This window comes from Tenacibaculum singaporense, assembly GCF_003867015.1.
In the GTDB taxonomy this organism is placed as follows: domain Bacteria; phylum Bacteroidota; class Bacteroidia; order Flavobacteriales; family Flavobacteriaceae; genus Polaribacter; species Polaribacter singaporensis.
The window spans coordinates 2,877,230-2,897,746 of the sequence record NZ_CP032548.1 but is presented as its reverse complement, the minus strand read 5'-3'; the positions used below and the strand labels follow the sequence as shown (position 1 = coordinate 2,897,746).

Sequence of the window (20,517 nt, the reverse complement as noted above, 5' to 3'; positions counted from 1 at the left end):
TCAGATACGCTTTAATGCTTACCTGATTTCAAATAATACATAAACGTGTATTTAAATTATATTTTTGATGTTGTTATAATCGATAAAATAAACTAATCGAATAGAAAACCTGTGTTGCATACTTTGATCAAAAAGTTTTGAGATGTTGTTTTTAAAATCAATGTTTGCAGGGGCAAAATCGTGATCTGGTCTTATGGAGTTTCTGTAGAAAAAGATTAATTGACTACCTGGAGCAAATTGCCATTGATAGTTTACATCTAAGTTCCAACTATTAAAGTTTTTATCGTGCTCTCCTTGGTAGTTATTTTCTGTAAGTTCTCCATTCTCTTCATTTAGGCTAAAATATTTTCCTTGATACGGAACTTTACTCCAGTTATGTCTAAATGATAATGATACTGCTGATTTTGTACTGAAAGTATATTTTCCTGTTAAAGAATTGTCGTAGGTAGCCCAATCGCGCTGTCCGAAAATAATATGATCTTTTAAAGGTGCTAATGAAGGTTTTTCTTCTATATCATCTTCATTAATTTTTGTAACATATCCTTGACCATTATTAGTTTTTCCATATCTGAAACCATAAATTAAAGAAAATTTGTTGGTAAAACGGTATCTAGGTGAAAATCTAAAACCATAACTTTCTTTTGGATTGTTTTTGAAAAAGGTATAATACCAATTATAGTCTATAGCAAACTTTTTTCTATAATCGGTAGACCCCCAATGATTCACATTCAGCCTTTCTGGTCTGTTAAAGTAGATACCACTAGTAGTTCCTTGTCTTGGCTCAAAAAAGTCTTTTCTTTCTGTACTATAATTTAAGTTTCCTCCAAAGCTGAATCGTTTTTTAGTATCAGCCCAAAAAGATAAACCAGTATTAGTACCTACATAGGTTCCTGGGTTGTGCAAGAAGTTAAAGTTATAGTATATGTTAGCTCCGTAGTTGTTGAATATTCCTTTAGGTTTTAACAATCGATAACCAACAAAACCGTAAATAGTTTGTTCATTGTTGCTAAAGAGAATCCCCATATCATTAGGGTTGTAGTCTTTGTTTTCAAAATTGTATCCAATTTCTCCTCGCCAATTTCCTGATTGTTTACCAATACTGGTATCAAAAGCGTATCCTGTATTTGGATCATCTTCGTCGTCAGAAATATTACTCATTTTAAAACTACCGTCGATATTATACCTACTTTTTTTATCTTCAACATGCCAGAGTAATCCAGTAACATTAGCATCTCTAAATCTTCCGTCACGAGTTACATTGGTGTTAATTAAGGTAATAGATGAGTTTTGATTAAACTGCTGATCTAGCACCATAATATTATAGTTAGAAAATGGATTAACTGTAGTTTTGTAAGTACTCACATTGCTAATAGTATCTAATCCATTAATTGTTTGCTCAGTTCTTTCAACAGTAGCTTCTGTTTTTTCGGTAATGGCATTAAAGAATCCTACCCCTAAACCTCCTTTGGTTCTTCCAGATATTTTTATGGCGTTTAGCATTTGAACTTTATCAGGAACATCTATAACTTCATCATTTATTTTTTTTCCATCAATAAACTCATCATCATCTTTTCGTTCACCAGAAAATTGATCTATTGGTCTGCCTCCAATTCTTCTTGAATAAAATAAACGTCCTTTACTAAATAATTCAGTTCCTTCAGTAAAAAATTGACGTTGTTCTGTAAATTGCTGTTCAAAAGGTCCTAAATTTAAGGTAACATTGTCAAAACCTACTTGACTAAAATCAGGAATTAAAGTAGCGTCTAACGTAAAGTTTTCGGTAATTCCATATTTTACATCCATACCTACACTCCAATCAAAGTCAGTATTACCATCTTTAGTGGTCGTAGTTGCTGATGCATATGGATAAAAGTTTAATCGGGTAGGAGGTTTTATGTTGGTGAAGTTTTCATACAAACCATCATATTGAGTCCAATTTCCTTGTTGATTATCAATATGATTCCAAGTGAATTGAGCATTTAAATTCAGTACTTTTCTGTGATAGTTAATTCCCCACGATTGAACAGGTACATTAGCAAAACGTAAAGCTCTATATGGAATTTTCATTTCTACAACCCAAGAGTCTTCATTAATGCTAAAATCACTTTCCCATACGGCACTCCAATTAAAATCTTCATTTCCGTTAGATACTTTTGAGTCTGCTTGCGCACCTGAACTGGTTACAATAAATTCAAAAGGATTTTGTCCGTCGTCGTTAGGGTTAATAGTTATTAAAAAGAAATCGCTGTTACCAATATTGTCTCTGTTAGTAAACTCAGCAGGTATTTTTGAAGGTTCAGGATCGTACATTTTAGCACTGATGTAAATAGCATTATCATCGTATACTAATTTAACTACTGTTTTATGGGTGTCAGGTTCCGCTTTTCCATTGTCGGGACGCATCATCACAAAATCTTTTGCGGCAGGAACATTTTTCCAAGCAGTATCATCTAATTTTCCGTCAATTTTTGGAGGAACATCTACACGTATTACGTCTAGTTTTTTTCTGTTTTGGTTAATGGTTTGGGCATTTGTAACTCCTATAAAGAAGAAACTGGTTGTAATAAATGCTAAAACTTTAAGCATAGTTGATCGAGATATAGTATTAGTTGTTGGGCTAAATTATTATGATTAGGATAAATAAATCACAAAATCATGTTAATTACGGTAAAGACCTGTTAAAAAAAAGAATGTTACACGTTTAAATGTTAAAAAAAATGTAAAAATAGAAATTAAATAAAATTGATTTTAATTATAAATTAAAGTACAATTTATAAGGTATTATGAATTGAATTTGTATTTTTGTTCGACTTTAAAAATTCATATCTAATGAACTTACACGAATATCAAGGTAAAGAAATATTAAACAGTTTTGGCGTTCGTATTCAACGTGGAATTGTTGCAAATACTCCAGAAGATGCTGTTGAAGCAGCTAAAAAATTAACAGAAGAAACAGGTACTGGTTGGCACGTAATTAAGGCTCAAGTACACGCAGGTGGTCGTGGAAAAGGTGGTGGTGTTAAGTTAGCTAAAAACTTAGATGAGGTAAAAAGTATTGCTGATGACATTTTAGGAATGATGTTAGTAACTCCTCAAACTTCAGTAGAAGGTAAGTTAGTTAACCAAGTGTTAATTGCTGAGGATGTATATTATCCTGGTGATAGTGAGCCAGATGAATTTTATATGTCAGTTTTATTAAATCGTGCTACAGGTAGAAACATGATTATGTACTCTACTGAAGGAGGTATGGATATCGAAACTGTGGCAGAAGAAACTCCACACTTAATTTTTACAGAAGAGATTGATCCAGCAACAGGATTATTACCTTTCCAAGCTCGTAAAATTGCGTTTAACTTAGGGTTAAGCGGTGTTGCTTTAAAAGAAATGGTAAAATTCGTAACTGCATTATACACAGCATACGTAAAGTCTGATTCATCTTTATTTGAAATTAACCCAGTATTAAAAACATCTGATGATAAAATCATGGCTGTTGATGCTAAGGTTACTTTAGATGATAATGCTTTATACCGTCACAAAGATTATGCAGAAATGCGTGATTTACGTGAAGAGAACCCAATTGAAGTTGAAGCAAATGCTGCAGGATTAAACTATGTAGATTTAGATGGTAACGTTGGATGTATGGTAAACGGAGCTGGTTTAGCAATGGGAACTATGGATTTAATTAAGCAAGCAGGTGGTGAGCCAGCCAACTTCTTAGATGTTGGTGGTACAGCTGATGCACAACGTGTTGAAACTGCTTTCGGAATCATTTTAAAAGACCCTAACGTAAAAGCTATCTTAGTAAACATTTTTGGAGGTATCGTTCGTTGTGACCGTGTGGCACAAGGTATTGTTGATGCTTACAAAAACATGGGAGACAAAATTAATGTGCCTATTATAGCTCGTTTACAAGGAACAAATGCTAAAGAAGCAAAAGAATTAATCGATAACAGCGGAATGGAAATTATCTCAGCAACTGAGTTCCAAGAAGCAGCTGATAAAGTACAAGAAGTTTTAAGCGCTTAAAACTTTTTAATTAATTCTTAGTAATATATTAAAAAACCTCACTGAAAAGTGAGGTTTTTTGTTGGTGTTTTTATTGTTTCGCCATCTGTTTGTATAAGAATAATGTAGTTTTTGTATCCGAAGATTTTTCACAGGAAAATCAAAGTATTGAACAAGAACGAATTAACTTTGGTTTTGTACTAAACGAAGCATTATATTTATAAGGTATTATACATAGTTATTTTTTCTTTTAAATGTCTTTCAAAAATCTTGAAATCAGATTTTACGTTTTTTATTCCGTATAGGTAAATAAATGTCAAAAAAACAAAGCAACTAATTCCAACCCACAAATCCCCAAATATGAGAATCAGCAAGTAAATTGGACTTGAACCTAAAATAAATGCAATAATACTTTCACTCAATTCAGCATTTATTTTTATAATTCTTTCATTTTCATTGTCTAATATTTCACCTGTAATTTGTGTAAAAAAGAAATAGATTCCATTTTTTATAGATGAAGGGGTATTATTTTGTTCTATTTTAAACTTGTGATTCGTCATTATTCCTTTATAGTCAGAATATTCTTTTTGAAAGATAGATTTTAAATCCCTTTTTCGATTAAGATTAAATTCGCTAATGAATTTAGCCTTTAACTCTGGTTTTTTCAATTCAGATTTAAAAGATTTGCTTTCAATTCTATATAGGTCAATTATTTTCATCTAATCGTATACAATATTTAAGATATCCTTTGTTTCAATAATTGATATCGTCCGATAGCGTGGGTGAATTATTAAAAATTAAGAATCAAACCAAACTTATTTACAAATTCTCTTTTAAAACTTCAATCTCATCACGTAGCTGGGCAGCTACTAAAAAGTCTAGTGCTTTGGCAGCTTCTTCCATTTGTTTACGTTTGTTGCGAATACGTTTTTCTATTTCTTGTTTAGGTAGGTATTCCAACTCTTGTTCTGCAGCTTTTTGCGTGGCATTATCGTAATGATACGAAGTAATCGTGTTTTTAGATAAAGTATTGTCTATCCTTTTGTTGATTTGCTTTGGTGTAATTCCATGTGCTGTGTTGTAATTAATTTGTTTTTCACGTCTACGATTGGTCTCGTCAATGGTGAGTTGCATACTATTCGTAATTTTATCCGCATACATAATTGCTTTACCATTTACGTTACGAGCTGCACGTCCTACAGTTTGTGTTAGCGAACGGTGTGAACGTAAAAAACCTTCCTTATCAGCATCTAAAATAGCAACCAATGATACTTCTGGAAGGTCTAATCCTTCACGAAGTAAGTTTACTCCAATGAGTACATCAAACAAACCTTTGCGTAAATCTTGCATAATTTCAACACGTTCTAAGGTGTCTACATCAGAATGAATATAACGACAACGTACTTGAATACGTGTTAAATATTTAGCTAATTCTTCAGCCATTCGTTTAGTTAGTGTGGTTACCAAAGAGCGTTCGTCTTTTTCTACACGAATTTGAATTTCCTCAATTAAATCATCAATTTGATTTAAACTTGGTCGAACTTCAATTTCAGGATCTAACAGTCCAGTAGGTCTAATTACTTGCTCTACAAACAGTCCTTCGGTTTTTTGTAATTCGTAATCAGCAGGAGTTGCTGAAACATAAATCACTTGGTTTTGTAGGGCTTCAAACTCTTCAAATTTTAAAGGCCTATTATCCATGGCAGCAGGTAAACGGAACCCGTATTCCACCAAGTTTTCTTTTCGACTTCTATCTCCACCATACATGGCATGAACTTGCGGTACAGTTACATGACTTTCATCAATCACCATTAAGTAATCATCAGGAAAGTAATCTAATAAACAGAAAGGTCGTGTACCCGCTTCACGGCCGTCTAAATAACGAGAGTAGTTTTCAATACCTGAACAATAGCCTAATTCACGAATCATTTCTAAGTCGAACTCAGTACGTTCTTGTAAACGTTTTGCTTCTAAATGTTTCCCAATTTCCTTAAAATAATCTACCTGTTTTACCATATCATCTTGAATTTGATGAATGGCATTTTGTAATATATCAGGAGAGGTTACAAATAGGTTAGCAGGATAAATATTTAGTTTTTCTAATCGCGTAATTGTCTGATTGGTTTCAATATCGAAGGTTTCAATTTCTTCTATTTCATCTCCAAAAAAGTGGATTTTATATCCATTGTCTCCATACGAAGGATAAATGGTAACGACATCACCCTTTACTTTAAATGTTCCGCTTTTTATTTCAACTTCGGTACGCGCGTACAAACTGGTTACTAAGCGATGTAAGAATTTGGTACGAGAAATTTGTTGGTCTACTTCAATAGTGATAACATTCTTTTTGAATTCTGTAGGATTACCAATACCATACAAACAAGATACAGAAGCGACTACTAATACATCTCGTCGACCGGAAAGTAGGGAAGAGGAGGTGCTAATTCGTAAGCGTTCTATTTCATCATTTATGGATAAGTCTTTCTCAATATAAGTTCCAGTAACAGGAATATAGGCTTCGGGTTGATAGTAATCATAGTACGAAACGAAATACTCCACAGCGTTGTTTGGAAAGAACTGTTTGAACTCTGAATATAACTGTGCTGCCAAAGTTTTGTTATGGGCCAAAACAAGTGTTGGTCGTTGTACTTCAGCAACAACATTAGCCACAGAAAATGTTTTTCCAGAACCAGTAACACCTAAAAGTGTTTGATACTTTTCATCAGCTAAAATTCCATTAGCTAATTGTTTAATCGCTTGAGGTTGATCCCCTGTTGGTTTAAATTCTGAGTTTAATTCGAAGTTCATTCAACAAAAATACGGATAGCTTTTCAATTAAACTATCCGTATTTATTATCTGTTTGATTATAAACTTACTTTCTAATTAATGAAAAATGTCCTGTCTTTTTTCTAACTTTTCCATTAGAGTCTATCAATTCAGCATTGTACCAATAATCATTTGAAGGAAGAATAGTGCCATTGTATATACCATCCCAACCTTGACTATTTTTATCAGTAATTTCATTAATTAATTTTCCAAAGCGATTAAAAATTTGAACTTTAACAACATCATAATAATCATTATCGACACCCAAAACTTTCCATGTGTCAAAGTGTCCGTCATTATTTGGGGTGAAATGACGTTGAAAATAGATAGTTGAAATTTGATTAGATGTAGTAATTCCACATCCGTTACGATCTCTAATTGAAATAGAATTTAGCCCAGGAGGGATGTCAGTAAAAGTGTATGTAAGGTTCTCATTTCCCTTACTAAAATCACTGAGATTAGTACTATTTAAAGCATATTCATAATCTCCTAATCCATCAACAGTAATTTCAATTTTATTACTATCTGGATTATCTTGATCGTCTACTGATTTAATGTTTACAATTAACGCTTGATTGGATTCTTTAACAAAAAATGTATTATAACCCATAAAAGGGGAAGTGATGTTTGGATGAGTTCTATAGGCTTCAACTTTATATTGACCAGTAGTATTAGCGTTGTAAATAGCCGATGTTTCTCCAGAGAGTAATTTTCCATTTAAATACCACTTGTAAGTGTCAGTAGTATTTCCTGTATCAGCATTCAAAAGGGTCGTGTGAGGTTGAGGGGTTAGCCTTGGGTTATCAACACATAGGATAATGTTATTTAAATTACCTTTAGGGATAGGGATTTTTTCTACAAAAATTTTAAAATTACCAACAGCTTCACAAGATGTAGCTCCTTTATTTGAAATTCTAATATATACATCAGAATTGTTGGTAAATAAGTCATCTTCGTATGGGGGGATAATTTGATTTATTTGTAAGGAAGCATCTTCTGCTGTTCTGTAGTATTGAAAATCGTGAGTATTTTCTGATAGGGACCCTCCTGAATTATTAATTATTTGTTGTGTCTTCAAAGAGAAGTCAAGAAAACCGTTATTAGTACCAATGCTAAATTTAGCATCAGGATTAGATGCATTTTGATCTAATTCATGGATGTATTCATTGCTATAAGAAGTTAATCCTGTTGGGTTTACTTGTAAATTAATAATGTCAGTTTGATAACATCGGGTAGTGTTATTTGTGACTTTTACAGTTATAGAGTGGTTTATTGCTGTTAAATTAGTGTAATTATTTTTGTTAATTGGTGATGAAAAACTAGTATCAGATGTTTCAAAAAAATCAATTGTAACTTCAGTAAGGTTATTTACTAAAGCATTTTCTAATACTTCTAGGTTAAAAGTTGTAAAACCATCAATAGGATTACTGTCGAAATCACATTGTATATAAGGTTGAATTGGATTAATTGTAGGTTTTGGTTCAAATGTTATTTGGACTTTACCAGTGAATGTTTTTTTACAGTAAGAATTAGATTCTATTTTTATTTCATATAAACCACTTCCAAAATTAGTGTTATCAACAGTTAATATTCTTGTCTTGGCTATTTCTTTTCCATCTTTAAACCATGTATAGGTATCGTTAGGGTTGTTTTTTTCTGGTTGAATTTGATAACTTTCTCCAATACAAAAAACTTGGTTGCTATTGTTTAAAACCTCATTATTAGCTAGGTTGACTAATTTTACAGGTGCAAAAAATGACTGAATAAAAGGAGGTAATCCTTGTGAAGACATGGCGCCACCTAAGTTTACAGCGTTTGAAGTAAATTGAATATCAGTAGCATTATCTTCTGGATTCTCTATAGCTCCCAAATAGGCTCTATCTGGAATGGAAGCATATATCTTTCCGTTTGGAGCTAATTGTAAAGCACCTCTATAACCTTGCTCTTGATGGATTTGAGTTTTAGTTTGTGCGATGTTAGCATCTAATAAATTATATTGAAAAACTCTGAAAGAGTTACTGTTTTCATGATATAAAGAAGAGTATAGTTTTGTAGATTCTTGAGAGAACTCAACACCATAAGGAGAACCATCAGTTGGGCCACTTGTAAGAATTAACCCGTTAGAAGCTACTTTACCTGTTGCGTTATCAAAATCGTATAAAACTAATCTTCCACTTCCGTCATTTGTAAAGTCAGCAAGTGCTACTTTACTCCCATCTGGTGATGCTTTTAAATATCCTCTTTTATCTCTTAAATAGTAAGATGAAGATGAAATTATAGGAGTTGTTGAGTCCACTCCGTTTTTATCAATTTTATAGGCGTAAAAAGTATCTTGTACGATAGATAAAATCCATATTTCTTTACAGTCTTTTCCTTGAACGGCTGTAACTTTTTCAGACCATTCTCTATCTCGTCCATTTGAAAGGTTAACAGGTCCAGAAACAACCTCACCTCCATTTCCTTTAGAAATGTCAATAGTATAATATTTAAATCCTGGATTGTCAGGGTAAGGAAGATTACCAATAAAATCTGTACCTACTGTAAAAATATAGTAAAGGTTTTTATCTTCTGGGTTTGGAACAATTAGACCAGATTGTGAACTTGATGGGTTACCTTGTAGGTTGTTAGCTAAACTACCGTTAGAGTAACGCATTAACTCATGGTTTTTAGTCCAAACATTAATACCATCTGAATAAAATAATAGGTTCCCATTTTCGTCAGAAATAGATGAACAACCTTCATCAGTTCTCAATAATCCATCATTTAAAGCTACCGGACTTCCTGAGTTAAAATCGAGTCCTGCATTATTTCCAAAGTACCAAACATTTGCTTCTTTTTGGCTATAAAGTGATATAGAGACAATAATAAAAAAAGCTAGAAGTAATTGTTTTTTCATCAAAATGAATTTAATTATATAAATAAAACAACTAAACTACATAAAACCCTCTATAAATCTCGTTTTTTTAACAAAGCATATGATGAGTAAATAAAAATAGCGGTCCAAATTAATACAATAGCTATATTGAAAAGGCTAACAGAATAGTCTTTAGTGAAATTTTCTCCTATTTGATTGGCTACTGATTTTACCGCACCTAATCTTGTAAATGGTTCTTTAATTAAATTAGCCATAGACTCTAGCGGGAAAAATTGCATGATTGAGTTTACAGCTTCATCAACCCCCGTTTTTACATTTCTATAAGTCCAGTATAAATATCCTTTAATTAAACTTTCAACAATTAGCCAAACAATCATAGCAGCTACAGCAAAGGCTGATCGTTTAATTAGGACACCTAAAAACAATCCGAAGGAGAAAAAACCTAATAACTTTATGAAGAAAGCGAATAAATAATCTAAGTCTGAAAATATGATAGCTATTTCATTAAAGTCAGAATATATAGCTCCAAGAATTAAAGAGACAATAAAAACAAAGATGGTTGAAATAAAAGCAAAAGCTATAACGGTATAAAATTTTGATAAAATAAATTCTTTTTTACTTAAACCGTCTATTAAGTTTTGTTTTAAAGTTTTATAACTATACTCGTTTGCCATCATAGAAACAATAACTAGCAGTAAAAAGAATTTAAATATTGCAGCCATATATGTGTTAAAGTGCCAGATATATGGAAAATTAAAAATTCCTTGTTCAGCTAAATGAAATTTAATGGGGCCAATATCAAATTTTATTGCTGCAATTAAAGCAATAGAGGTTAATAATGCGAAGTAAATAATTGAAAGAACTTTACTAGCTCTGTTATATTTTAATTTATGAATTTCTATATTTAAAAGTCGTAGCATGGTGTAAGTTTATTGGTTGTTGGTAAGGTCTAAGAATTGTTGCTCTAAACTAGGTTTACGTTTCACTAAGTGAGAAAGAGAAATTCCTTTATCAAATAAAAATGTATTAATTTCTGAAGCAGAAAGTTCGGAGTCAAGACTAGCTATTAAAATTCCATTTTCTTCTTTGATGTTTCCTATTGCTGGATGATTTTCTAAAAGTTGAGTAAGTATTTCTTGATTATCTGCTTGAAGTTCAAAAAATCCATTGGAAGCAGTCATCTCATCAACTCTACCACTGTATAACTTTACTCCGTTTCTTATTACTACTACATGAGAACATACTTTTTCAACCTCGTCGAGTAGGTGAGAGGCTAGTAAAATTGTAGTTCCATTTTTAGCAATTTCTTTAATTATTTGACGAATTTCATGTATTCCTTGAGGATCTAGTCCATTTGTAGGCTCATCTAAAATTAAAATTTCTGGATCATTTAATAGGGCAGAAGCGATAGCTAAACGCTGTTTCATTCCTAAAGAGTAAGTTTTAAACTTACTATTTCTACGTTCAAAAAGATTAACAATCTTGAGTTTTTCTTCAATTTTATCGTACGAAACTCCTTTAATTTTGCAAATTAACTGCAAGTTTTGAACGGCGCTCATGTATGGGTAAAAATTAGGACGTTCAATGATAGCTCCTACTTTTTTTAATGCTTCATGCGTAGATAAGTTTCCATTGAACCAGCTAAAACTCCCTGAGGTTTTGTTTACTACATTTAAAATAATACCTAAAGTAGTAGATTTACCACTTCCGTTAGGGCCTAAAATTCCATAAACAGTGCCTTTTTGAATATCGAAAGAAAGATTATTTACGGCATGAACTTTTCCGTATTTTTTATCGAGGTTTCGAATAGATAAAATTGTTTCCAAGCTATTTTGGTTTTTGTTGATTATATGTATTTGACGATTGATGTAAATTATTGTTACAATGTATAAAAAAGAAAAGACTTCTTGAATTCAAGAAGTCTTTTACTGTTGTTAAGATGTATGTGCGTTTTTATTTATTATCTATTAATCTAAACCCTTCACCATGAATGTTTAAGATTTCAACATTTTCATCACTCTTTAAATATTTACGAAGTTTTGCTATGTAAACATCCATACTTCGAGAAGTAAAATAATTGTCATCTCTCCATATTTTAGTTAAAGCTAGTTCACGAGGCATTAAGTCGTTTTTATGAATAGCTAACATTCGTAAAAGTTTACTTTCTTTTGGTGATAATTTTTGTGCTTCTCCTCCTTTATAGGTTAAATGACGTAGTTTTGAGTTAAAATCAAAAGCCCCAATTTTAAATTCAAACTCGTCACTGTCATTTGTCTTTTCAGTTTCTTTACGTTGTAAAATAGCCTTGATTTTATGTAGTAAAACTTCTGAATCAAAAGGTTTGTTTAAGTAGTCATCAGCTCCTACTTGGTATCCTTTTAAAACATCTTCTTTTAGTGTTTTAGCAGTTAAGAAAATGATAGGAATTTCTTTGTTAGTTGCACGAATGTCTTCAGCTAAAGAAAAACCATCTTTACGAGGCATCATTACATCTAAAATACACAAGTCGTATTCTGCATTTTTAAACATAATTAAACCATCTATTCCATCTTTAGCATGTGTAACATTATAATCATTTAATGCTAAATAATCCTTCAGAACTGTTCCAAAATTAGGATCGTCTTCTACTAATAATATTTTTTTACTCCCCATTTCTTAATATTTTATATTAATGGTAATTTAACTGTAAATGTACTTCCTTTACCTTTTTCACTTTCAACATAAACGGTACCTTGGTGACTGTCTATAATTTCTTTTACATAAGCTAAGCCTAACCCATGACCTTTTACATTGTGTATATTCCCTTTATGTTCTCTATAAAATTTGTCGAACACATACTTTTGAGCATTTCTACTCATTCCTATACCTTCATCTTTAATCTTAAAGATAAAGTATTTATTTGTGTTTTCAGTAAATACATCTATTTTAGGTGCATTTTCTGAGTATTTTAATGCGTTTTCTAGCATGTTAACAACAACATTTGTTAGGTGAAACTGATTTCCAAGAACTTCTGTTGAAATAGCTTCAAAATGAGTTGTAACACTTCCTTTTTTATCATCGGTTAAGAGTTGAATATGTTCAATAGCCTCCTCAATTATGTCGTGCATATCCACGGCATCCTTACTAATTTCAATTTGGTTCTTTTCTAGTCTTGAAATTCGTAATACATTTTCTACCTGCCCGTGCATACGCTTGTTTTCGTCACGAATCATTTGAACATATCGCTTAACCTTGTCTTCATCAGATATGATTCTTGGGTTTTTAATTGCATCTAAGGCCAGATTAATAGTAGCAATAGGCGTTTTAAACTCATGAGTCATATTATTAATGAAGTCTGTTTTTATTTCAGAGATCTTTTTTTGGCGAATAAGCTGATATAACGATGTTGAAAAAGCCGCAATGATAATTCCTATAAAAAATAAAGAAAGTATCAGTACTTTCATCATACCTGATAACAGGTTCTTTTTCTCGTTAGGAAATTTAACATATAACTTATATTTACTATTTCCATTTTCGTCTTCCAACAACGGGTAGTTTATATCTTCTGGTTGTATGTTAAAATATCCAGATTTTAACTGTGTTGCTAATCCATCTTCATAAACAACATATTTAAAATCTTGTGTAATATTCATCTTAGCAAATTCATCCTTAAGAGTATTGCTTAATTCTTTATTACTTATTCTTTGATTTATAGGAAACACGGCTTTGCTTCGTCTAAAAGCATGTTCCATTACTTCATCATTCCATGTGCTATATATTCTGAAAGAAGAATGGCGACTTTCATCTAAAAAAGGCTTAAAATCTTTACTTTCAGATTTTATTATTTGTGAAAAATAAATGTCTTCTTTTCCAGAGTAACGTTTTATAATGATTGAATCATTATCAACAAACTCATTGGGCATTTTAATACTCTCTTCTAAAATAGTACTACCAAAAGAAAACTTTTTGTTACTTACCGTATCAACCTGCTGAAAAAGAAAAGTTGTTATTTCAGCTTCAGTTCTAAGCTTATCGTTTTCAAAATAGTCTTTATAATTTTGCTGAAACTCTAGATACTCTCTCTCTTTTATATTTTCAGAGGTACGAGCTAAAGCAATTTTTACATTGTTTTTAAATTGTTCCTTTTTATTTTTAATAGCATCGTTAATCCAATATACTTGAACAGAGATGATTCCAATTAAAGAAATACTCATTAAAACAACAATGAGAATAAAAATTTTCTTACCCATTATTCAAAAATAAATTAATAAAATTTAGGCGTATAATCTTTTAACTTAGATTAACAAAGTTACTATAAAATTAAGATAATTTTAACAGAAAAGATTAACAAAGCGTAAATTAACTTCTCTTTTTTGTTAAAGAATTGTGGATTTTTAAGACTTGTTCTTTTGAATTTGTAAGTGTAAGATTTTCAATTAAGTAGTTTGATTGAAGTGTTTTTTTAGTTTCGCTCCATTGATTTTTTATTCTATTTTTTACATCTTCAATTGTTGAATTATCTCTTTTTATAACTCGGTTAATCCTTACATTTTCAGGGGCGGTAACTGTAATAATTTTATCGCAAAAAGAATCGCTTCCATTTTCAAAAAGAATTGCGTTCTCATATAGGATATAGTCTTTGTTGCTGTTTTCTTTTATAAAGTTTTGTAAATGTGTATTAACAACTGGATGTACAATAGCGTTAAGGTTAGCTAGTTTTTCTTTATTATTAAAAACGATTGAAGCTAAATAAGGTCTGTTCAGCTCATTATTGATGTAAACTTCTTTACCAAATTCAGTAATTAATTGCGTTTTTATTTTAGCCGATGTATTCATTAACTTTTTGGCTTCATCATCAGCAATGTAAATGGCAATATTTTCAAATTCTGAAAACATATTAACTACTGTAGATTTTCCACTACCAATTCCTCCTGTTAAACCTATTACCATTTTATTCGTATATTAAAAAATCAATCTTATTAGGAACTACTCTTACCAAGGTTACCATGTCAGGAAGACCTTTAATTTGTGGTGTAAGGTAATTAACTTCTTTATTTTTAGATTGCAAGTAATCACATTCTACCTTAAATAAATCAGGAGTTACTTCATTGAAGTTTTGTAATCCTACTTTGTATATAATCTTAACTTTTTTAGGGAAAACATTAATTCCCTTAGGAGCATTTTTAACAAATACTGGTACTTCTATTTCTCCTTCTGTAAACTTATCAACTTCAATACTAATTTCAGCTTTAGAATGACTTGATTTCAGCTGAGTATTTTCTGGAAAAATAATAGGAGTAGAGATGTTTGTGCTTTTTGATAAGTTTTCTAAGGTAATGTTCTCTAAATTTAAAAAATCGGTTTTAACAATATGGGCTTCATCACCAGAAATTAAAACGCTATCAGGAGTAATAGTTACTGGTTTTGAAAGATCATAACCTAGTTGAAAAGATAAGTTAAGGCTAGGTTTTAAAGGAACTTTTTTGGAGCTAAGTGTACCAATTTTTAAAGGAATAGTATCTTCTTCAATTTTAAGTAATTCAATACTAGATTTTAGTTGTTCTTGAATTTCTGAAGTGAGGTCTTTAGATAAAAAGTAATAACTAGTACCAGTCTTTTTAGAAACCTTATTAAGGTCTAATTTAATAGGTTTATGTGTTATGCTGGTTACTAACAAGTTATAACCACTACTTTTTAGTTTTAAAGATAGGGTTTTAATAGGGGTTTCTATTAGTGTTTTTTGTTGTGGTAGTTGTGTATATTCAACATCATATACTATAGTTGTATCATATTCTTTTGATAGGTTGATAAGCAACCAAAAAAATATGGAAGCTGTTAAAAAACCAAAAAAAGTCTTAGGTATGTTAAATTTTGTTTTCAAGAAATAGTTTATTGATGCAATCTACATAAAAAACAAAAAAGTGAGCCCATGAGCTCACTTTTTTATAAAATTGAATACTATTATTTTTTAGTTTCAGTAGTGTATTTTTTACTCATTTCCATAGAAATGGCAGAACGTTCAAACTTGATCTTACCTGCACCTGTTTCAATAGTAACAGTGTTATCAGTATCGTTAATTTCTGCAATTTTACCATGAATACCACTAGTTGTAACTACTTTGGCTCCTTTTTTAATTTCTGTTTGAAATTGTTTTTCCTTTTTTTGGCGTCTCATTTGTGGACGAATAATTAAAAAGTAAAAAACGGCAATCATTGCCACAAAAGGAAGCATGTTCATTAAACTTTCTTGTGAGCTAGCTTGTAAAAAAATGGTTGTAAACATTATGAGTTCTTCTTTTTAGGGGTTACCATTCCAGAAATCTTAATAACCTCTCTACCTTTTTCAGTATTGGTGGTTAAAGTAATAGACTTAGATTGCTTATTAACTCTCCCGTTAGTATTAAAGCTAACTTTAATGTCTCCTGTTTTACCAGGGGCAATAGCTTCTTTTGGCCATTCAGGAACAGTACATCCACATGACGCTTGTGCATTTGTAATGATTAAATCACTCTTACCAGTATTGGTTACTACGAAGGTAGTTTTAACAACTTCGCCTTCGTTAACAGTACCAAAGTCAAACTCTTCTTTGTCAAAAGAAATAACAGGAGCACCTAAACCAATAGAGCTATCCCTTTTTTCTGCGTTTTCAACATTTTCTTTTTTAACTTTTGATGAAGCATTCCCTTGCCCGCACGAAACTAACATTCCTGCAGAAACAACAAATGCTACCATTACTGCTATTTTCTTCATTTTAAAATATTTTTAGTTTGTTGTAAAAATACTAATTTATTATAATAAACCTCTACCTATTTTAACCATCTTGTTTGAACTTAGATAGTCTTTGGCTAATTTATCTAAAACTCCATTAATAAAGTAACCACTTTTGTTTGTTGAATAATCTTTTGCTAACTCAATATATTCATTAATGGTAACTCTACTTGGAATTGAAGGGAAGTGTAAAAATTCTGTAATAGCCATTTTAATAATAATCATATCAATATCAGCAATCCTATCAGCTTCCCAGTTAGGAGTTTTCTCTTTAATATCTTCTTCGTATTTGTGTTGATGTAACATTGTTTTTGTAAACAAATCAGAAACAAAAACCTTATCATCATTGTCTTTATACAAACTACCTAATATAAAGGGCTTATTTGCTTTTTGTTTGTTTAAAGATTTAAGAATCCAAGTATTTACAAAAGGAATATCATCAACCCAAGAAATCATTTTGTCCTCAAAATAATCAGCTAACTTTTCATTAGGAGCTACTATATCTCTAAAAAAGTCAATGACAAAGGCTTTATCTACATTGTAAGAATCTTCAACAGTGTCCATGTACTTTTTGTAGATGTCACTTTTCTGTAATTCATCTAATAAGATTTTTACATACTCATCATCAAGATCCCAATAATTTAGCTTGTTAAGCTCAACATACCCTTCTAAACTTACACTTTCATTAAGTGAGTTTAAAAGTTTATTGTCTATAAATTTTGTATTTGGGTTGAGTTCTTCTTTTGTAGCTAGTATTTTCTTTTTAGAAAGCTCTATTCTCTTACGAGCTAATTTTTGTACTTCAACTAATAATTGAAGGTTTAAAACGTACAAATCGTACATTTTTTGAATGCTGTGTTTTAAGAATTTTTCTTCCTTAACTAAATCATCGCTATGCGATTGTTGCATCGCATAAACCGACTGCATTACTTTAACACGAATATGTCTTCTGTTAATCATTCTAAAGAACTTTAAAAAAAAGAGCGATAGAAACTATTTCTAACGCTCTGCAAAAGTAAAACTTTTTTATTTTTTATCTAGCTATTTTGCTCTTTTTTGCGAGCATCAATTCTTGTTTGTGCAATATTGAAAGCAGCTTGATGTGTAGTGATATTCTCTTTTTCAGATAAATTGAAAATCTCTAATGTAGTATTGTAAATGTTTTCAGTTCTTTTTAAGCTCTCAGCTTTATCATAACCAACAACTTCAGCATATACATTAATAATTCCACCAGCGTTAATTAAGAAGTCAGGAGCATAAGCAATTCCTTTATCCTTTAACATTGTACCATGTTTTAACTCGTTAGCTAATTGGTTGTTTGCAGCACCAGCAATTACCTTAGCTTTTAATTGAGCGATACTTTCATCATTAATAGTAGCACCTAAAGCACACGGAGCGTAAATATCAACATCTAATCCAAAAATATCATTTCCTAACACTACGTTAGCACCATATTTTTTACTTAACTCTTCTAAACGAGCTTCATTAATATCGTTTAAAATAACTTGTGCTCCTTCGTCAGTAATATGCTTCACTAAAGTTTCTCCAACATGACCAACACCTTGAACTAATACTTTTTTACCGTCTAAGTTCTCAGTTCCAAACTTGTATTTAGCAGCAGCTTTCATTCCCATGTAAACACCATAAGCAGTTACAGGAGAAGGGTTTCCAGAACCTCCAATACTTTCAGAAACACCTGTTACGTGTGGAGTAACTTCACGGATAATATCCATATCACGAGTTTCCATTCCAACATCTTCAGCAGTAATATATTTTCCGCTTAAAGAATTAACAAACTCACCAAATTTACGCATTAAAGCGTCGTTCTTTTGAGTTTTAGCATCACCAATAATAACTGCTTTACCACCACCAAGGTTTAATCCAGTAATAGCAGACTTGTATGTCATACCACGAGACAAACGTAATACATCATTTAAAGCTTCCCATTCACTTTTATATTGCCACATTCTAGTACCTCCTAAAGCAGGTCCTAAAGTTGTGTTATGGATACCGATAATTGCTTTTAAACCTGTATCTTCGTCGTTGCAAAAAACGATTTGCTCGTGATTGTCAAAAGATAACTGACCAAACACTGGGTCATTCTTAAGATCTTTAGTATCAATGATTTCTGATGTCATTTGTTTTGTTTTTTAATTTGAGATGATTTGGACAATCTCAAAAATTCGAGGGCAAAAATAAGAAATCGTTAAAACATAAGCAAAAAAAGAGGTCTCAATTAAGGTATCTTTAACAAGAACCCCTTATAAAGTTTAATTTTTATAATAAGATAGAATTGAAAGCATTACAATACTTAAATAAGTACTTTGTTAAATACAAATGGAGGTTGTTATTAGGAATTTTAATTACAATATTATCAAAAATACTAACACTTAAAATTCCAAATTTTGTAGGAGATTCACTAAATGTAGTGGAAGATTATCAGTTGGGTAAAATAACGGAATTATCAGAGGTAAAAAGTATTCTTTTTACAAATATCTTACTTATAGTTGGGGTAACATTGTTAGGTGGTTTTTTTACATTTTTAATGCGTCAAACTATAATTGTAATGTCTCGATTAATAGAGTTTGATTTAAAAAATGAAATTTATCAGCAATATCAACGGCTATCACTTAATTTTTACAAGCAAAATAGAACGGGTGATTTAATGAACCGCATTAGTGAAGATGTGTCTAAAGTTCGCATGTATTTTGGACCAGCCATTATGTACTCATTAAACATGCTGGTTTCCTTCGCTGTTGGGTTTACTCAAATGTATGCAATATCACCAAAACTTACTTTGTATACAATGATACCTTTCCCTGTTTTATCAGTATCAGTGTTTGTTTTAAGCAAGCAAATTAATAAACGAAGTACAGTAGTTCAGCAATATCTCTCAAAATTAACAACGTTTAATCAAGAGTTTTTCTCTGGAATTAATGTGGTAAAATCATACGCAATAGAAAGTGCTGTGATTAAGAATTTTGATACGCTGGCAGATGCTAGTAAAGACAAAAATATTAACTTATATAAGGTACAGGCATTATTTTTTCCATTAATGATTTTATTAATAGGAATTAGTAACATCATTGTTTTGTATGTTGGTGGTACATTATATATTAATGAAGAAATTCAAGTAGGAGCCATTGGTGCTTTTGTTATGTATGTAAATATTTTAACATGGCCAGTGGCTGTAGTTGGTTGGGTAACTTCAATGGTGCAACAGGCTGAAGCTTCTCAAGAAAGAATTAATGAATTTTTAGAACAAGTTCCTGAAATTGAAAATGCAAATGAAGAAGAAACCGCCATCGAAGGAGATATTGAGTTTAATCATGTTTCTTTAACCTATGAAGATACAAATATCACAGCGTTAAAAGATGTAAGTTTTAGGGTAGAAAAAGGAGAAACACTAGCAATATTAGGAAAAACAGGAAGTGGTAAATCATCTATAATTAACTTAGTTTCACGTTTGTATGATACTACAGGAGGGACTGTATTAATGGATGGAAAAGATATTAAAGCTTGCAATTTATATGACATAAGAAACCAAATTGGTTTTGTGCCGCAAGAACCGTTTTTGTTTTCAGATACCATTGAAAACAATATAAAATTTGGAAAAGAAGATGCTACAGAAGAAGAGATTATTGAAGCAGCCAAAAATGCGGTTATACATGATAATATTATTGACTTTAAACAAGGCTATAAAACTATTTTAGGAGAACGTGGTGTTACGCTTTCTGGAGGACAAAAGCAAAGAACTTCTATAGCAAGAGCCATTATAAAAGATCCTAAAATTTTAATTTTTGACGATTGCCTTTCAGCTGTTGATACTGAGACTGAAGAAAGAATTTTATCAAATTTAGAACGTGTTTCTAGTGATAAAACAACGATAATAATAAGCCATAGAGTGTCGTCAGCAAAAAATGCAGATAAAATAATTGTACTAAATGAAGGAAGGATAATTCAGCAAGGTGTTCATAATCAATTAGTAAAACAAGAAGGTTATTACAAAGAGTTGTATGAGCAACAGCTTTTAGAAAAAGAAATATAGCATTTCGTATTGTCAA

At 31.2% G+C, this 20,517-nt stretch carries 16 protein-coding genes; 2 read left to right on the top strand and 14 right to left on the bottom strand.

Annotated elements, in window-relative coordinates:
- Positions 1–51: 51 nt before the first annotated feature.
- Positions 52–2,586 carry a DUF5916 domain-containing protein gene (locus tag D6T69_RS12860; protein WP_125068118.1) on the bottom strand — a complete coding sequence of 845 codons (2,535 nt, stop codon included), beginning with the start codon at positions 2,584–2,586 and terminating at the stop codon, positions 52–54.
- A 243-nt stretch (positions 2,587–2,829) separates the two neighbouring features.
- Between D6T69_RS12860 and sucC the strand changes: the two genes are divergently transcribed.
- Positions 2,830–4,026, top strand: a complete 1,197-nt coding sequence (gene sucC, locus D6T69_RS12855) for an ADP-forming succinate--CoA ligase subunit beta (RefSeq protein WP_125068116.1) — start codon at positions 2,830–2,832, stop codon at positions 4,024–4,026.
- 197 nt (positions 4,027–4,223) lie between these two features.
- Here sucC and D6T69_RS12850 read toward each other — a convergent pair whose 3' ends face one another.
- The 13 genes from D6T69_RS12850 to D6T69_RS12790 all read right to left on the bottom strand — a co-directional run bounded on the left by D6T69_RS12850 (position 4,224) and on the right by D6T69_RS12790 (position 18,591).
- Positions 4,224–4,724: a hypothetical protein gene (locus tag D6T69_RS12850; RefSeq protein ID WP_125068114.1), complete on the bottom strand. Its 501-nt coding sequence runs from the start codon at positions 4,722–4,724 to the stop codon at positions 4,224–4,226.
- 100 nt (positions 4,725–4,824) lie between these two features.
- The gene (gene uvrB, locus D6T69_RS12845; RefSeq protein ID WP_125068112.1) at positions 4,825–6,813 is read right to left on the bottom strand and encodes an excinuclease ABC subunit UvrB; all 1,989 of its coding nucleotides are present in this window, start codon (positions 6,811–6,813) and stop codon (positions 4,825–4,827) included.
- Positions 6,814–6,878: 65 nt separating this feature from the next.
- Positions 6,879–9,728, bottom strand: coding sequence for a T9SS type B sorting domain-containing protein (locus tag D6T69_RS12840; protein WP_125068110.1), 2,850 nt, complete (start codon positions 9,726–9,728; stop codon positions 6,879–6,881).
- Positions 9,729–9,778: 50 nt separating this feature from the next.
- Entirely contained in the window at positions 9,779–10,627 is an 849-nt protein-coding gene (locus tag D6T69_RS12835; protein WP_125068108.1) for an ABC transporter permease, read from the bottom strand.
- 9 nt (positions 10,628–10,636) lie between these two features.
- The gene (locus D6T69_RS12830; protein WP_125068106.1) at positions 10,637–11,533 is read right to left on the bottom strand and encodes an ABC transporter ATP-binding protein; all 897 of its coding nucleotides are present in this window, start codon (positions 11,531–11,533) and stop codon (positions 10,637–10,639) included.
- Between the two features lie 127 nt (positions 11,534–11,660).
- Positions 11,661–12,359 carry a response regulator transcription factor gene (locus D6T69_RS12825; RefSeq protein WP_125068104.1) on the bottom strand — a complete coding sequence of 233 codons (699 nt, stop codon included), beginning with the start codon at positions 12,357–12,359 and terminating at the stop codon, positions 11,661–11,663.
- A gap of 11 nt (positions 12,360–12,370) precedes the next feature.
- Positions 12,371–13,936, bottom strand: coding sequence for a sensor histidine kinase (locus D6T69_RS12820; protein WP_125068102.1), 1,566 nt, complete (start codon positions 13,934–13,936; stop codon positions 12,371–12,373).
- Between the two features lie 109 nt (positions 13,937–14,045).
- Positions 14,046–14,636, bottom strand: coding sequence for a dephospho-CoA kinase (gene coaE / locus D6T69_RS12815; RefSeq protein WP_125068100.1), 591 nt, complete (start codon positions 14,634–14,636; stop codon positions 14,046–14,048).
- Between the two features lies 1 nt (position 14,637).
- Entirely contained in the window at positions 14,638–15,567 is a 930-nt protein-coding gene (locus D6T69_RS12810) for a YbbR-like domain-containing protein (RefSeq protein ID WP_125068099.1), read from the bottom strand.
- Between the two features lie 80 nt (positions 15,568–15,647).
- Entirely contained in the window at positions 15,648–15,968 is a 321-nt protein-coding gene (yajC, locus tag D6T69_RS12805; RefSeq protein ID WP_125068097.1) for a preprotein translocase subunit YajC, read from the bottom strand.
- Positions 15,968–16,435, bottom strand: a complete 468-nt coding sequence (locus D6T69_RS12800) for a DUF1573 domain-containing protein (protein ID WP_125068095.1) — start codon at positions 16,433–16,435, stop codon at positions 15,968–15,970. The genes yajC and D6T69_RS12800 overlap by 1 nt, the downstream gene beginning before the upstream one ends.
- A gap of 39 nt (positions 16,436–16,474) precedes the next feature.
- Positions 16,475–17,413 carry a transcription antitermination factor NusB gene (nusB, locus tag D6T69_RS12795; protein WP_125068094.1) on the bottom strand — a complete coding sequence of 313 codons (939 nt, stop codon included), beginning with the start codon at positions 17,411–17,413 and terminating at the stop codon, positions 16,475–16,477.
- A 77-nt stretch (positions 17,414–17,490) separates the two neighbouring features.
- Entirely contained in the window at positions 17,491–18,591 is a 1,101-nt protein-coding gene (locus D6T69_RS12790; RefSeq protein ID WP_125068093.1) for a Glu/Leu/Phe/Val family dehydrogenase, read from the bottom strand.
- Positions 18,592–18,746: 155 nt separating this feature from the next.
- Between D6T69_RS12790 and D6T69_RS12785 the strand changes: the two genes are divergently transcribed.
- Positions 18,747–20,501 (top strand): ABC transporter ATP-binding protein, encoded by a 1,755-nt coding sequence (locus tag D6T69_RS12785; protein ID WP_125068091.1) that lies wholly within the window; start codon positions 18,747–18,749, stop codon positions 20,499–20,501.
- Positions 20,502–20,517: the final 16 nt, after the last annotated feature.